At 60.2% G+C, this 13,119-nt stretch carries 16 protein-coding genes and 1 tRNA gene; 11 read left to right on the top strand and 6 right to left on the bottom strand.

The annotated features are described in order from the left end of the window. The first annotated feature begins 6 nt into the window (after positions 1 to 6). The 8 genes from AC07P1_RS12710 (at position 7) to AC07P1_RS12675 (ending at position 5,272) form a co-directional block, all read left to right on the top strand. Positions 7 to 1,536: a fumarate hydratase gene (locus tag AC07P1_RS12710; RefSeq protein WP_090315975.1), complete on the top strand. Its 1,530-nt coding sequence runs from the start codon at positions 7 to 9 to the stop codon at positions 1,534 to 1,536. Further along, the gene (murI, locus tag AC07P1_RS12705) at positions 1,536 to 2,408 is read left to right on the top strand and encodes a glutamate racemase (RefSeq protein ID WP_494696149.1); all 873 of its coding nucleotides are present in this window, start codon (positions 1,536 to 1,538) and stop codon (positions 2,406 to 2,408) included. The genes AC07P1_RS12710 and murI overlap by 1 nt, the downstream gene beginning before the upstream one ends. Before the next feature lie 114 nt (positions 2,409 to 2,522). Further along, a tRNA-His gene (locus tag AC07P1_RS12700) sits at positions 2,523 to 2,598 on the top strand. Positions 2,599 to 2,801: 203 nt separating this feature from the next. After that, positions 2,802 to 2,978, top strand: coding sequence for a type II toxin-antitoxin system HicA family toxin (locus AC07P1_RS12695; protein ID WP_494696148.1), 177 nt, complete (start codon positions 2,802 to 2,804; stop codon positions 2,976 to 2,978). 77 nt (positions 2,979 to 3,055) lie between these two features. After that, complete coding sequence (locus AC07P1_RS12690) at positions 3,056 to 3,475, top strand: type II toxin-antitoxin system HicB family antitoxin (RefSeq protein ID WP_494696147.1); 420 nt, start codon at positions 3,056 to 3,058, stop codon at positions 3,473 to 3,475. A gap of 99 nt (positions 3,476 to 3,574) precedes the next feature. Continuing rightward, positions 3,575 to 4,102 carry a lysozyme gene (locus AC07P1_RS12685; RefSeq protein ID WP_494696146.1) on the top strand — a complete coding sequence of 176 codons (528 nt, stop codon included), beginning with the start codon at positions 3,575 to 3,577 and terminating at the stop codon, positions 4,100 to 4,102. A gap of 15 nt (positions 4,103 to 4,117) precedes the next feature. After that, the gene (locus tag AC07P1_RS12680) at positions 4,118 to 4,576 is read left to right on the top strand and encodes a hypothetical protein (RefSeq protein ID WP_494696145.1); all 459 of its coding nucleotides are present in this window, start codon (positions 4,118 to 4,120) and stop codon (positions 4,574 to 4,576) included. A 246-nt stretch (positions 4,577 to 4,822) separates the two neighbouring features. Then, positions 4,823 to 5,272 (top strand): hypothetical protein, encoded by a 450-nt coding sequence (locus tag AC07P1_RS12675; RefSeq protein ID WP_494696144.1) that lies wholly within the window; start codon positions 4,823 to 4,825, stop codon positions 5,270 to 5,272. A 369-nt stretch (positions 5,273 to 5,641) separates the two neighbouring features. Here AC07P1_RS12675 and AC07P1_RS12670 read toward each other — a convergent pair whose 3' ends face one another. The 5 genes from AC07P1_RS12670 to dusA all read right to left on the bottom strand — a co-directional run bounded on the left by AC07P1_RS12670 (position 5,642) and on the right by dusA (position 10,169). Next, on the bottom strand, positions 5,642 to 6,040 hold the full coding sequence (locus AC07P1_RS12670) for a hypothetical protein (RefSeq protein ID WP_494696143.1): 399 nt from the start codon (positions 6,038 to 6,040) through the stop codon (positions 5,642 to 5,644). A 145-nt stretch (positions 6,041 to 6,185) separates the two neighbouring features. Next, positions 6,186 to 6,533 (bottom strand): TonB family protein, encoded by a 348-nt coding sequence (locus AC07P1_RS12665; RefSeq protein WP_315221152.1) that lies wholly within the window; start codon positions 6,531 to 6,533, stop codon positions 6,186 to 6,188. Positions 6,534 to 6,601: 68 nt separating this feature from the next. Next, positions 6,602 to 6,937, bottom strand: a complete 336-nt coding sequence (locus AC07P1_RS12660; RefSeq protein ID WP_471704580.1) for an energy transducer TonB — start codon at positions 6,935 to 6,937, stop codon at positions 6,602 to 6,604. 93 nt (positions 6,938 to 7,030) lie between these two features. Then, the gene (locus AC07P1_RS12655; RefSeq protein ID WP_494696142.1) at positions 7,031 to 8,776 is read right to left on the bottom strand and encodes a methyl-accepting chemotaxis protein; all 1,746 of its coding nucleotides are present in this window, start codon (positions 8,774 to 8,776) and stop codon (positions 7,031 to 7,033) included. 358 nt (positions 8,777 to 9,134) lie between these two features. After that, positions 9,135 to 10,169, bottom strand: a complete 1,035-nt coding sequence (gene dusA, locus AC07P1_RS12650; RefSeq protein ID WP_494696141.1) for a tRNA dihydrouridine(20/20a) synthase DusA — start codon at positions 10,167 to 10,169, stop codon at positions 9,135 to 9,137. Positions 10,170 to 10,264: 95 nt separating this feature from the next. On the opposite strand from dusA, the gene AC07P1_RS12645 reads away from it, so the two are divergent. Further along, positions 10,265 to 11,158: a helix-turn-helix domain-containing protein gene (locus AC07P1_RS12645; RefSeq protein WP_494696140.1), complete on the top strand. Its 894-nt coding sequence runs from the start codon at positions 10,265 to 10,267 to the stop codon at positions 11,156 to 11,158. 18 nt (positions 11,159 to 11,176) lie between these two features. Beyond that, entirely contained in the window at positions 11,177 to 11,911 is a 735-nt protein-coding gene (locus tag AC07P1_RS12640) for a hypothetical protein (protein WP_494696139.1), read from the top strand. On the opposite strand, the gene AC07P1_RS12635 is transcribed toward AC07P1_RS12640, so the two are convergent. Then, positions 11,908 to 12,486 (bottom strand): helix-turn-helix domain-containing protein, encoded by a 579-nt coding sequence (locus AC07P1_RS12635; protein ID WP_494696138.1) that lies wholly within the window; start codon positions 12,484 to 12,486, stop codon positions 11,908 to 11,910. The genes AC07P1_RS12640 and AC07P1_RS12635 overlap by 4 nt on opposite strands. 49 nt (positions 12,487 to 12,535) lie before the next feature. On the opposite strand from AC07P1_RS12635, the gene AC07P1_RS12630 reads away from it, so the two are divergent. After that, positions 12,536 to 13,003, top strand: a complete 468-nt coding sequence (locus AC07P1_RS12630) for a GNAT family N-acetyltransferase (RefSeq protein WP_494696137.1) — start codon at positions 12,536 to 12,538, stop codon at positions 13,001 to 13,003. Positions 13,004 to 13,119: the final 116 nt, after the last annotated feature.

Raw genomic sequence — 13,119 nt, 5'->3', positions numbered from 1 at the left:
AACATCATGACCATCATAAAGCAAGAAGACCTGATCGAATCCGTTGCCGCCGCGCTCCAGTACATCAGCTACTACCATCCCGCCGACTACATCGAGCACCTGGCGCGCGCCTACGAGCACGAGCAGAGCCCGGCGGCCAAGGACGCGATCGCGCAGATCCTGACGAACTCGCGCATGTGCGCGGAAGGCAAGCGTCCGATCTGCCAGGACACCGGCATCGTCAACGTCTTCCTGAAAATAGGCATGGGCGTGCGCTTCGAGGGCTTCAGCGGCACCGTCACCGACGCCGTCAACGAAGGCGTGCGCCGCGCGTACAACTTCGATGACAACAAGCTGCGCGCCTCCATCGTCGCCGATCCGCATTTCGACCGCAAGAACACCAAGGACAATACGCCAGCCGTGGTCCATATGGAACTGGTCGAAGGCAATACGGTCGACGTCAAGGTCGCGGCCAAGGGCGGCGGCTCGGAAAACAAATCCAAGATGATCATGATGAACCCGTCCGATTCGCTGATCGACTGGGTCATGAAGACCGTGCCGACCATGGGCGCCGGCTGGTGCCCGCCGGGCATGCTGGGCATCGGCATCGGCGGCACCGCCGAGAAGGCCATGCTGATGGCCAAGGAAGTGCTGATGGAAGACATCGACATGTTCGAGCTGAAACAGCGCGGCCCGCAGAACAAGCTGGAAGAGCTGCGCATCGAACTGTGCGACAAGATCAACTCGCTGGGCATCGGCGCGCAGGGCCTGGGCGGCCTGACGACCGTGCTGGACGTTAAAATCATGATGCACCCGACCCACGCGGCCTCCAAGCCGGTGGCGATGATCCCGAACTGCGCGGCCACCCGCCACGGCCACTTCGTGCTGGACGGCTCGGGCCCGGCCTACATGACGCCGCCTCCGCTGTCGACCTGGCCGGACGTCTCGTGGGCGCCGGACACCGAAAAATCGAAGCGCGTCGACCTCAACACCCTGACCAAGGAAGAAGTCGCCTCGTGGAAGCCGGGCCAGACCCTGCTGCTGAACGGCAAAATGCTGACCGGCCGCGACGCCGCGCACAAGCGCATCCAGGACATGTTGGCCAAGGGCGAGCCATTGCCGGTCGACTTCAAAAACCGCGTGATCTACTACGTCGGCCCGGTCGATCCGGTGCGTGACGAAGTCGTCGGCCCGGCCGGCCCGACCACCGCCACCCGCATGGACAAGTTCACCGACATGATGCTCGAGCAAACCGGCCTGATCGCGATGATCGGCAAGGCCGAGCGCGGTCCGGTCGCCATCGAATCGATCAAGAAGCACCAGTCGGCCTACCTGATGGCGGTCGGCGGCTCGGCCTACCTGGTCTCCAAGGCGATCAAGGGCGCCAAGGTGCTGGGCTTCGCCGACATGGGCATGGAAGCGATCTACGAGTTCGACGTGGTCGACATGCCGGTCACGGTGGCCGTCGACGCGGCAGGCACCTCGGTGCACAACACCGGCCCAGCGGAATGGAAAGCCAAGATCGAGCAGTTGAACATCCCGGTCGTCACCGCCTGATGACCAGCGCCCGCCCCCGTTCGGCCGAGGCTTCGGCCAACGCTTCGGCCAAAACATCGGCTGAAGCGCCCATCGGCGTTTTCGATTCCGGCGTGGGCGGGCTGTCGGTGCTGCGCCATATCCGCGCGCAGCTGCCGCACGAACACCTGATGTACTTCGCCGATTCCGGCCACGCGCCGTATGGAGACAAGACCGAACAGTTTGTCGTCGACCGCGCGCTGGCCGTGACGGATTTCCTGCTGGAGCAAGGCGCCAAGGCGCTGGTGGTGGCATGCAACACCGCCACCGTGGCCGCCATCAAGGCGGTGCGCGCGCGCTATCCGGATTTGCCGGTGGTCGGCGTCGAGCCTGGCCTCAAGCCGGCCGTCGCGGCGACGCGCAACGGCAAGGTCGGCGTGCTGGCGACGGCGCGCACGCTCAAGGGTGAAAAGTTCCTGCAACTGCGCGAGCAGATCTCCGCCGCGAGCAATACCGAGTTCCTGCTGCAACCGGCCGTCGGGCTGGTAGACCTGATCGAACAGGGCGACCTGGAGACGCCGGCCATCGGCGCCATGCTGGAGCGCTATGTCGCCCCGCTGCTGGACCAGGGCGCCGATACGCTGGTGCTGGGCTGCACGCACTATCCCTTCATCAAGACCGGCATCGAACGCGTGCTGCACGATCACGCGCGCACCGATGTGATGTTGATCGACACCGGTGACGCCGTGGCGCGCCAGCTGGTGCGCCTGCTGGAGGCGGCCGGCCTGCTGCGCTTAGCCGCAGACGGCGAGCCCACCCTGCGCGGCTACACCACGGCCGATGTCGGCGCCTTGGCGCCCGCCTTCGACAAGCTGCTGGGCTTGCGTCCGCCGGTCGAGAAAGTTGATGTCTGAGCAAAACTCCATCTTTCACGGGAAACTTTGCATTTAGATTTGCAGGATTCAAATCAGGCTTGTATAATTCGGCACCTGTTCAGCGAATAGCTGGATAGCCGAAGTAAGACAGTGGTGGCTGTAGCTCAGTTGGTAGAGTCCAGGATTGTGATTCCTGTTGTCGTGGGTTCGAGCCCCATCAGCCACCCCAAAGAATTAAGTGAAAAGCCCGGTCTCTGACTGGGCTTTTTTCGTTGTGCATGCTCCAGCTAAAAAAGGGGCCCCTATCCGTTCCCTCCCCGCTCTATACCCTAAGGCCCGGGCCTGCCGAACATCAATACTTGTATTAAAAATGCTTGACGAATTAAGCATTCGTGCTTAACTTGTAGATGGCGCAACGACAGCGGGGGCCTCGTGAAGCAAAGCGAGTTTGTGAAATGGCTCAAGGAACGAGGCGCGACTTTTGAGGAACGAACGAATCACCTCAGAGTCTACTGCAACGGCGAGATGAGTCACTTACCAAGGCACCCGGCCAAGGAGTTGAAAACCGGCCTGGTGGAGAGCGTAAAGAAGCAGCTCAAATTGAAGTAAGGACGCGCCGTGGAACCGCCTCTCGCCCAGTACAGCAAACAAGCAAGTGATCACCGCTACGCGGAAAAGGAGTTCGCATGCAATACCCTGCCGTTTTTGAAGCGGATGTCGATGACGGCGGCTACGTCGTCAAGTTTCGCGACATTCCCGAGGCGATCACTCAAGGTGACGATGCTGCCGAAGCGATGTCGATGGCAGAAGAAGTCCTAATCTCTTCTATCGAGTTCTATCTGCAGAACAAACGCCCAATCCCCGCCGCTTCCAAAGCCCGGCGCGGCGAGCGCCTTATTCCCCTGCCGGCCAACATTTCCGCCAAGGTTCTCCTGTTAAATGAAATGCTGGCTCAGAACGTCGGCACGTCCGAGCTGGCCCGCCGAATGGGGACGATTCCGCAGAACGTTACCCGTCTTATCGACGTGCGGCACACATCAAAGCTCGAAAGTATTGAACAAGCAATTCGTGCGCTTGGAAAGCATCTTGAACTGACCTTGGCTTAAGGCTCGCATGCCCTGCCTCGACGCCAGCCGTGATGCCACTCAAGGTCAAAGGCTGGGAGGGATGTAAATTAGATTTTCAATCCACTTGGAAAGTCTAATATGCCTTCCTCAAATTCCACTGCCAAACCCAACGCGCACATGCGCATGAGTCTTGCGGCTAAAGCCAGGATGCGCTCTACCGAACGGGCCGTCTACAAGTATTACAACGACATGGGGAAAAACAAAGGCCATTGCACATGGGGCGCGGGCATCCTCGCGCACAGGGGCGTCTGCAGCGAGGAAGAGCTTGGGAAGAAGGTTAGCGTCACTTCAGTTGAGATTGAGTTCGAACGTCGCGTGGCCGAGGCCGAGCAAGGTGTGAAGCGCTGTGTAGTCACTGAACTGAATCAGGAACAATTTGACGCTATCGCCAGCCTCACCTACAACGCCGGAGTCAGCGGCTCACTAGACACCTACAAGTATCTCAACAGGAAAGACTTTGCAGGCGCTGCCTCGAACATATCAACGATGATACGGGTGCGTGTGGGAGGCAAGTTCGTCATCGCCCCCGGCTTAATCAAGCGCAGAGCAGAGGAGAGCGCACCATTTCGCGTCGCCGCTCAGGCCGAATCGACATCGAACAAGTAAACCTGGGAGTGAAAAATGCTCAATCTTCGTTTAAATCCTCCTCTCCGCACTAGTGTCACGGTGCTGGCTTTAATTTGCTCATCCACCCAGCTCTTGCACGCAGGGGAGCAGCAGGACACCTCCGTTATTGGCAGGTGGAAGCTGACCGCCGCGCTCGACTCCTCCGACATCACCTCTATAGACGACCAGGAGGCGGAGGAGTTAGTAGGTCAAATCATCACGATCAATCGCGATAAAGTTCAGCTTGGTGCTCGTGTGTGTGATTCGCCAAGCTTTGAGGTGACCAAGGCAGAAACAAACAAATTCTTTCGCGACCAAGCGCACGCGAGCGCAAAAAAATTGGGACTGCCCAATCCCGTGACCGCTGTCTACGTGAGTTGCACAGAGGTCTACATCAAATCCCGAAATCGCCTCGTAGTACACTGGAAAGGCTTCTTCTTCGACGCCATCCGCATGCCCAGCAAATCCCTCTAAATCACGTAGGGCGGATTAGCGCAGCGTAATCGGCCACTGCATGCGTCGTGACAGCTCATGCATTGGCCGATTACGGCGTGCCGCCTAAACCGCCCTACGAAATCCATTCCCTCATTGCCAGAATATTTTGCAAGCCATTGCCCAATGGCACTAGATTGACGCTACAATAAGTATGCCTTTCGGCACCAACCAGCGTTCACTTCGCTCCCCGAATTACGTCATCTAAGTCTCACCTACAGCGCAGCCATGTCTGAACCAAAATCCCTCTCAGAAGTCAGTACCTATAGCAAAGACACGCCCGTCGGCCGTCCGGACATCGACGGCCGCGCCGGCGTGTTCGTTCCCTCGGAACTGTTCGACCCCGGCAGCAACAGCGCCATCCGCAGTGGCTCGGGCATCGTCGGCTACGGCAACCCGGACGGCTCGCTGACCGTCTACTTCGAAGCCAATCGCTTCGAGGACAGCAGCCTGCACAAATGGGAAAACAAGGCGCGCAAAGCCTACGACCGCATGGTCATGGGCGCGCCCACCGTCTCCAAGGCCAAGATCGACGCCAAGATGCTCGATCAAGTCGGCCTGATCGACGGTATGGGCATCCACCTCAAGCAGCCGGAAGGCCTGCAGCGCTGGCTCGAAATCTCCAATGCCGCCGACACCGCCCCGGCCGGCCCGGTCGTATTGTGGAAAATTAAATAAGAAGTTGGCAAAAAGATAGAGACGGCGTGTTGTCCTACACGCTGTCGGACATTTTGCTGATGTTCTTAATGTAGCCTTAAGACTATTCTGGAGACATCAACAACCCTCACCCAAAATCCGGGAGTCTGTCATGGCACGCTATCTCCATTTCGCATACGGCGCTTTCCTGCTCAGTCTTGCATGCGCTTCGACTTATGTGTTGGTTGAGGGTAACGCACTGGGCCAGGCATCGGTCTACGTGCTGCGCTAATACCCCGATACGCCGGCGACCAGGCACGGCATAAATTCCCGGACGGACGTAAAAATCCCGCCAGGCCCGATGAGGCATGGCGGGATTTTTGTGTCCGCGGTTGAATCAGCAACCGGCGATCAACGGCGATAGCCGCCACGCCCCCAACCACCGCGTCCGCGATGCCCGCCCCAATAGCGGCCGAACGAAAAGTCCAGGCCGATCGAGACCGGTGGGTAGTAATACGATGGCGCCGGCTGGTAATACACGGGCGCCGGCGCGTAGTAGACCGGCGGCGCGACGACATAGGTGGTGGTGGTGGTCGGCTGGGCGTAAACCACGCGCGAGCTCGGCGCCGGCAGTTCCTCGGTCGTGTAGACGGTCGTCGGCGCGCTGCCCGGGGCGCGGTTCGACGGCGTCACGGATACGGTGCGCCACTGGTAGGGATCCTGTACCTGGGCGGTGGTGTAATACGGCTGCTGCACTGCGCACCCGGTAAGCGCCGCCAACGCGCCGACCACGGCAAAGATAATCTTCATGGCAAATCTCCTTGTTCCAGAATCGTACTATATAAGGAAGTTTAGCGCGTCCGCAGCCAGATTACAGCTTGTTACACGTAATAGTACGGGCGAAAAAAAAGGAGCCGAATGCGGCTCCCTTTGGTATTGCCCTGCGGGACTATGCTTAGTCCAGCTTCCAGGCGTAGTCGACCTTGGTCCAGGTTTCGGCCGGCGCGCCGTCCTTGGTGCCCGGCTTGAATTTGCAGGCGCTCAGCGCCTTGATGGCGGCCTTGTCCAGGTTCTTGAAGCCGCTCGTCTTGTCGAGCTTGGAATCGGACACCGAGCCGTCGGCCTTGACCAGGAACGACATCGATACCGTGCCCTGCTCTTCGTTCATCAGCGACGCTTTCGGATATTCGGCCTTGCAGCTCTTGGCATCGAAACTGGCCGGCACTTCGGCGGCGAACGCCGCTGGAACGCTCGACACGAGCACTGCTGCAACCACACTCAACCAACGCTTATTTGTAGACATCTGATTTCCCCTAGTGGATGGATTCGGCAATCGGCCATGCGCCCCGGCATGGCCACTTGAGACAGGTGTTACAGCTTCCAGCTATAGTCGACCTTGGTCCAGGTCTGTGCTACCGCGCCGTCCTTGGTGCCCGGCTTGAACTTGCAACCGCTCAGCGCTTTCAGCGCCGCTTTGTCGAGGTTCTTGAAACCGCTCGACTTTTCCAGCTTCGACTCGACGACGTTGCCGTCGGCGCCGACCAGGAACGCCATCTTGACGTCGCCCTGCTCTTCATTCATCAGCGATGCCTTCGGGTATTCGGCCTTGCAGTTCTTGGCGTCGACCGAGGCCGGCACTTCGGCGGCGATGGTGACGGCGGAAACGGCGGACAGAACGACGGCGGCGATGATCGAAAACTTGTTCATTTGTATTTCCCAACAATTATTTTTAGACACTGATTAGATAGACGCCAAGGCCCGCACACGTGTCGCAATGGGCGACAGCAGGCCGAGGCAAGCTTAGAACTCTTCCCACTCGTCGGCGCCGTTGCTGCTCGCGGCGTTGACGACCTTCTTCGGTTTGGCGATCGCTGCGGTTGGCTTGGCGGCCAGTTTCTTCACAGGAGCGCGGGCGGCGGTGATCGGCTTGACCACTGCCTTCGGGGCTGGCGTAAATACCGGAGCGGCAACGCGCTCCTCGCCTTCCACCAGCTTGAAGATGCTGACCACCCGGGACAACTCGGAGGCCTGGTCTTGCAAGCTTTGTGCTGCGGCGGCGGATTCTTCCACCAGCGCGGCGTTTTGCTGGGTCATGCTGTCCATCTCGATGATGGACAGGTTGACCTGTTCGATGCCGGCGCTTTGTTCCTGGCTGGCGTTGGCGATCTCGCTCATGATGTCGGTCACGCGGCGCACCGAGGCGACCACCTCATCCATCGTCACGCCGGCCTGGCCGACCAGCTTGGTGCCGGCGCCGACCTTCTCGACCGAATCGTCGATCAGCATCTTGATTTCCTTGGCGGCGCCAGCGGAACGCTGGGCCAGGTTGCGCACTTCCGACGCCACCACGGCGAAGCCGCGGCCCTGTTCGCCGGCACGGGCCGCCTCGACGGCGGCGTTCAGCGCCAGGATGTTGGTCTGGAAAGCGATACCGTCGATCACGCCGATGATGTCGACGATCTTCTTGGCCGACGCGTCGATCGAGCTCATGGTGTTGACCACTTCCGACACCACCTTGCCGCCCTTGATCGCCACGTCCGACGCCACCGACGCCAACTGGTTGGCTTCACGGGCGTTGTCGGCGTTCTGTTTCACGGTCGAGGTCAACTCTTCCATCGCCGAGGCGGTTTTTTCCAGCGAGCTGGCCTGCATCTCGGTGCGGGCCGACAGGTCGATGTTGCCAGCGGCGATCTCGCGCGAGGCGGTGCCGATGGTTTCGGTGCCCGAACGGACCTGGCCGACGATGTCCACCAGGCTGTTGCGCATTTCCTTCATTTCGAACAGCAGGCTGTCCTTGTCGTTGCCGCTGGTGTCGATGGCGACGGCCAGGTCGCCGTTGGCGATGCTGCTGGCGATCGAGGCGGTGTAGTCCGGCTCGCCGCCCAACTGCTTGAGCAGGCCACGGGTGATGACCAGCGCGGCGACGATCGAGATACCGACCGCCAGCAGGCCCATGATGATCATGAAGGTGCGCCCGCTCGAGAAGCCCTTGGCGGCGTCGACCTGCATGTCGGCGTTCAGCTTGTCTTCCAGCGTGGCCAGTTGGTCCAGCGCGGCCATCCATTTTTTCTGGGCAGGACGGATTTCCTTGATCAGCACGCGGGTCGCGCCTTCGGCATTGCTTGCCAACCACAGTTCGGTCGCCTTGGCGATCGCCGGCATGGCCAGGCCTTCCTGTTCCTTGATGGTGGCCAGCAGGGCTTTTTCTTCAGGGATGGCTTCGATCGCGAATTTGGCGCTCAACTTGTTCTGTGCTTCGGTGTACTTGCCGGCCAGTTCCTTGACGCGGTTCAGTTCCGGTTCCATGTCGGCCGGGTCGGTCATCAGGGTCAGCACGCGCAGCGAGCTGATGCGGTCGTTGACGTTGGCGCGCATGTCGATCACCAGGCGCGAGACGACGTTGTTGACGCTAATGACGTGGTCCAGGCGGTCCTGGATCTGTGCCATGCGGAAGATGCCGACCGTGGTCACGGCGATCAGGAACAGCAGTACCAGGGCGAATCCGAGGCCCAGGCGCGTTCCGACTTTCATTTTTGCTAAATTCATTTCGTCTCTTCGTAAGTGACACTGTTGATAAGAATTTGCCCTGAACTGCCTCGTTGGTACGAGAACACTATCCGCACACTCATTGCCGCACATCAATAAAACATGACATTAGCAAACAATGACTGCGAATGCAAAACTTAGCGCTACACAAAGCCTTGGGTGTAGTTTTTGCGCAGCAACATGCGGTCGGATGGCGTTGGAAATGTGTGGTATTTGATGAATTATAGATGCAAATTTTTCCTCAAAGCAAGAAAAAAATGCCACTACTTTACTCATCTTAAATTTCTGCGTGGAAATACCAACAGTTTCATCGCATCAAGGGCCGAATTGTAGGAAATCCGGCCCCGCCTGTAGGGATTCAGGCGGCGCTGCGCAGCCGGGCGGCTGCTTCGAGAAGGAGATTGGCGTCGCCGGCGGCGAGCTTTTTGGAATCGGACAACACTTGGCGGAAGGCGCGCGCGCCCGGCAATCCGGTCATCAGACCCAGCATGTGGCGGGTGATGCTGTTGAGTTTGAGGCCCTTGGCGCCGTGCTGCGCCAGTTGAGCCTGGATGTAGGGAATCATCACCTCGAGAATTTGCTCGCGTGACTTGCTGGCGCTGTCGTCGCCGTAGTAGCGCTGGTCGAACGTGGCCATCACAAACGGGTTGTGGTACGCCTCGCGGCCCAGCATGACGCCGTCCAGATGGCGCAGGTGCTCGTCGATCTCGGCCTCGGTTTTGATGCCGCCGTTGATGATAATTTCGAAGTCAGGAAAGTCGCGTTTGAGGCGGTAGGCGTAGTCGTATTTCAGCGGCGGGACCTCGCGGTTTTCCTTCGGCGACAAGCCCTTGAGGATGGCGTTGCGGGCATGGACGATGAAGGTTTTGCAACCGGCGTCGGCCACGGTGCCGACGAAATCGCGGACGAAGTCGTAGCTTTCGGTCTGGTCGATGCCGATCCGGTGCTTGACGGTGACGTCGATGCTGACGGCGTCGCGCATGGCCTTGACGCAATCGGCCACCAGTTGCGGCTCGGCCATCAGGCAGGCGCCGAAGGCGCCCTTCTGCACGCGCTCGGACGGACAACCGCAGTTCAGGTTGATCTCGTCGTAGCCCCATTTTTCGCCCAGTTTGGCGCTGGTGGCCAGGTCGGCCGGATCGCTGCCGCCCAGTTGCAGCGCGACCGGATGCTCTTCGTCGTTGAAGCGCAGGTGGCGTTCGACGTCGCCATAGACCAGCGCGCCGGTGGTGACCATCTCCGTGTACAGCCAGGTGTGGCGGCTGATGTGGCGGTGGAACACGCGGCAGTGGCGGTCGGTCCAGTCCATCATCGGCGCGACCGACAGGCGGCGGCTCGGCTTGACGCCGGGCGCTGCGGCTGTATCGGTGGTCGGCTGATCGATGATAGTCATGGCGGCTGCTACGGGAAACGGATGAGGGTCGTCATTATACAGCGAAACCTCCGGCGAAGACCGGCACTCCCGGCGCCATCGACAGGGGGCCACATGTGGCCGAATTTGCAATATTCATCGATATTCCGCTATATTCAGCTTCTTATTCGTTGTGGAATCCACAAGAATACAACTCAGACGCTGCGCACCGTGGCGCGTGTCCCCCCCCCACACAGGAAAAGGTCAGGTCGATGAATTTTGGCGAGAAGCTCAAACGGATCAGAACGGAAAAAAACCTCACCCAACCGCAGTTCGCCGAGGCGATCGGCATCGAACAATCGTATTTGTCCAAGCTCGAGAACGATAAATCGCAACCCTCCGCCGACATGTTCAGCGCGATTCTCAAGGCCCTGGAACTGGACGCGGCGCACTTCCTGGCCGATATCGACAAGAAGGTCTTGCAGACCTCGCTGCGCCACGTTCCCGAAGTCGGCCTTTTTTTGAACGGGGCCACCACGCGCAAGGTTCACGACACCAGGAAATACTGGTACGGCGCGGCCGCCGCCGGCGCCCTCGGCTTCGCCCTGATGCTGGCGGCCAATGACGGCATCTTCTTCCCCAACGATCAGTATCGCTACGTGTCCCAGGGCGTGATCCTGGACGGGGAGTCGGAAAACATCTTCGAGCAGTTCGAAGCCACCCTGGCGTTGCAATTGGAGGCCAACACCATCGACGGCGCCGAACGCGCGCGGCGGCTGGCCGAGTTCAAGACGGAGCGGGTACGGGTGTCCACCGTCGAATTCTGGGGGGATCGCGGCACCGTGTTTTTCGAATCGGCGGGCAACGGCAGACGCAAGTTCGAGCAAGTCAATATCCGCCGCGTCCGGTCGAAAGCAAACAAGATTTTGCAGTATCTGGGCGCCGTGCTCGCCGTTTGCGGCGGGCTAACGCTCATCGTCGGATGGCGGATGCGCAAAGCGGCCGCCGGCACGGAAAAGCCGGTCAACTAACGAGAAAAGGAGCACCTTGTGTCACAAATCCGAACCTTCTTTGCGGGAGCCACGACGATGGCCAGCGCCCTGGCGGCCGTATTCCTGTTGAGCGGCGCCAAACAGCCGCCCAAACATGAGCACTTCGACGAGATCACCGTCGGCCGCATCAACATCGTCGAGCCGGACGGCACCAAGCGCATCGTCCTTTCCAACCGGGCGCAGTTCCCCGGCGATTTCATGCAGGGCAAGGAAGGCGCGCGGCCCGATCGGGGCAGCTTTGCCGGCATGCTCTTCGTGAACGAGGAAGGCACCGAGAACGGCGGCCTGATACAGAAAGGCGCCATCGGACCGGACGGCAAAATCTCGTCGGGCCTGTCGCTGACCTTCGACCGTTTCCGCCAGGACCAGGCGCTCCAATTACTGAATACCGACAGCGCGACGGATCACCAGACCGCCCTCATCATCAACGACGTTCCGTATTTCAAAGTGACATCGTTCGAGGACCAGCGCGGCTTCCGGGAAGAGGCCGGCAAACTGCCGGCCGACGAGCGGCGCGCGTACTGGCAAAAACTGACCGAGCAAGGCCGCCTGGGGACCAACCGCGTATGGCTGGGCAAAACGCGCAACCAGGACTCGTCGCTGCAACTCAAGGATGCCCAGGGCCGGGTGCGCATGAAGCTGCAGGTCAGCGCCGCTGGCATCGCCGAAATTCAAATGCTTGATGACACCGGCAAGGTGAGCAAGACCATTTCCGCAGCGTCGAAAGACTAAGCCGGCGCGGTGAAGGGCAAGGTCACCAAACCGACCAGATAGCGCGCCGGCCGGCTGCCGGGATTGGCGTAGATGATCTGCTGATCTTCGCGCATCGCCACGCAATCGCCCGCTTCCAGACGCCATTGCTGCTCGCCGCACGAGATATCCATGACGCCTTCGAGCATCCACATCTGATGGTGGATGTCCGACGCCCGCGCCATGCGCTCATAGACGACGCGCTGGCCGGGCGGGAACACCACCTCGACCAGTTGCAACGGCGAGCGCGCCGCCGGCGACAAGTGCCGCCGCACGTAGCCGGAGGCCGGGTCGGTCCACACTTGCTGCTCCGCGGCGCGGCGTAGCGGCGACGGCGCGGCCGAGCTGTCGCCGGCCTCGAACAGCGAGGCCAGTGTCACGCCGAGGGCGCCGGCCAGCTTGTCGAGCACGGTGGCGGTGGCGCTGCTCTCGCCCCGTTCGATCAGGGAAATGTTGGAACGGCTCACACCGCTCAGTTCGGCCAGGGCCGTCAACGACAGTTGGCGCGCCTCGCGCAGGGCCAGCACACGGCCCGCAATTAATTTGTTTATATCCATGTTATCCATTATACTGGATTTACCGTCCAACAAAATGACCGATCATCCCATGCATATCGCCTTTGAAACCCCGAACCAGCCTGAAGTCATCTCCCTGATCGCCGATCTCGACGCGTATCAACTTTCGCTGTACCCGCCGGAACTGGTCTACGCGCTGGATTTGCCGTCGTTGATGGAGCCGCATGTGAAGTTTGCCGTGGCGCGCGAGGGCGGTGCCGCCGGCAAGATCGTCGGTTGCTGCGCGATCGTGCTGTCGCCGGAATATGGCGAGATCAAGCGATTGTATGTGGACCCCGCCGGGCGCGGCAAGGGCACCGGGCGAGGCTTGCTGAGCTTGCTGGAAAAGGCCGCGGTGGAAGCCGGTTGCGCGCAGATGGTGCTGGAGACCGGGCCGTCGCAGCCGGAGGCGATGGGGCTGTACGAGCGGCAAGGTTTCCGACGCTGCGGCGCGTTCGGCGATTATCTGGACGATCCGATGAGCGTGTTTATGCGCAAGGAGTTGCGGACCACCGCGTAACGGCCTCGGGGTACCTCTGTTAAAACACCTCGGTCATACCTTAAAAACACCTCGGAAACACGTAGGGCGGATTAGCGCAGCGTAATCCGCCAATGCGTGCGTTTCGACAGCGCATG

Source organism: Duganella sp. GW821-FHT07F09 (genome assembly GCF_059418705.1).
The sequence above is the reverse complement of the archived record's forward strand: the minus strand, read 5'-3'. Positions and strand labels throughout refer to the sequence as shown.

Bases quoted from the DNA above. Each gene is read 5' to 3' on its own strand.
- AC07P1_RS12710 (WP_090315975.1), top strand. From the start codon at position 7: ATGACCATCATAAAGCAAGAAGACCTGATCGAATCCGTTGCCGCCGCG.
- murI (WP_494696149.1), top strand. From the start codon at position 1,536: ATGACCAGCGCCCGCCCCCGTTCGGCCGAGGCTTCGGCCAACGCTTCG.
- AC07P1_RS12690 (WP_494696147.1), top strand. From the start codon at position 3,056: ATGCAATACCCTGCCGTTTTTGAAGCGGATGTCGATGACGGCGGCTAC.
- AC07P1_RS12685 (WP_494696146.1), top strand. From the start codon at position 3,575: ATGCCTTCCTCAAATTCCACTGCCAAACCCAACGCGCACATGCGCATG.
- AC07P1_RS12680 (WP_494696145.1), top strand. From the start codon at position 4,118: ATGCTCAATCTTCGTTTAAATCCTCCTCTCCGCACTAGTGTCACGGTG.
- AC07P1_RS12675 (WP_494696144.1), top strand. From the start codon at position 4,823: ATGTCTGAACCAAAATCCCTCTCAGAAGTCAGTACCTATAGCAAAGAC.
- AC07P1_RS12670 (WP_494696143.1), bottom strand. From the start codon at position 6,040: ATGAAGATTATCTTTGCCGTGGTCGGCGCGTTGGCGGCGCTTACCGGG.
- AC07P1_RS12665 (WP_315221152.1), bottom strand. From the start codon at position 6,533: ATGTCTACAAATAAGCGTTGGTTGAGTGTGGTTGCAGCAGTGCTCGTG.
- AC07P1_RS12660 (WP_471704580.1), bottom strand. From the start codon at position 6,937: ATGAACAAGTTTTCGATCATCGCCGCCGTCGTTCTGTCCGCCGTTTCC.
- AC07P1_RS12655 (WP_494696142.1), bottom strand. From the start codon at position 8,776: ATGAATTTAGCAAAAATGAAAGTCGGAACGCGCCTGGGCCTCGGATTC.
- dusA (WP_494696141.1), bottom strand. From the start codon at position 10,169: ATGACTATCATCGATCAGCCGACCACCGATACAGCCGCAGCGCCCGGC.
- AC07P1_RS12635 (WP_494696138.1), bottom strand. From the start codon at position 12,486: ATGGATATAAACAAATTAATTGCGGGCCGTGTGCTGGCCCTGCGCGAG.
- AC07P1_RS12630 (WP_494696137.1), top strand. From the start codon at position 12,536: ATGCATATCGCCTTTGAAACCCCGAACCAGCCTGAAGTCATCTCCCTG.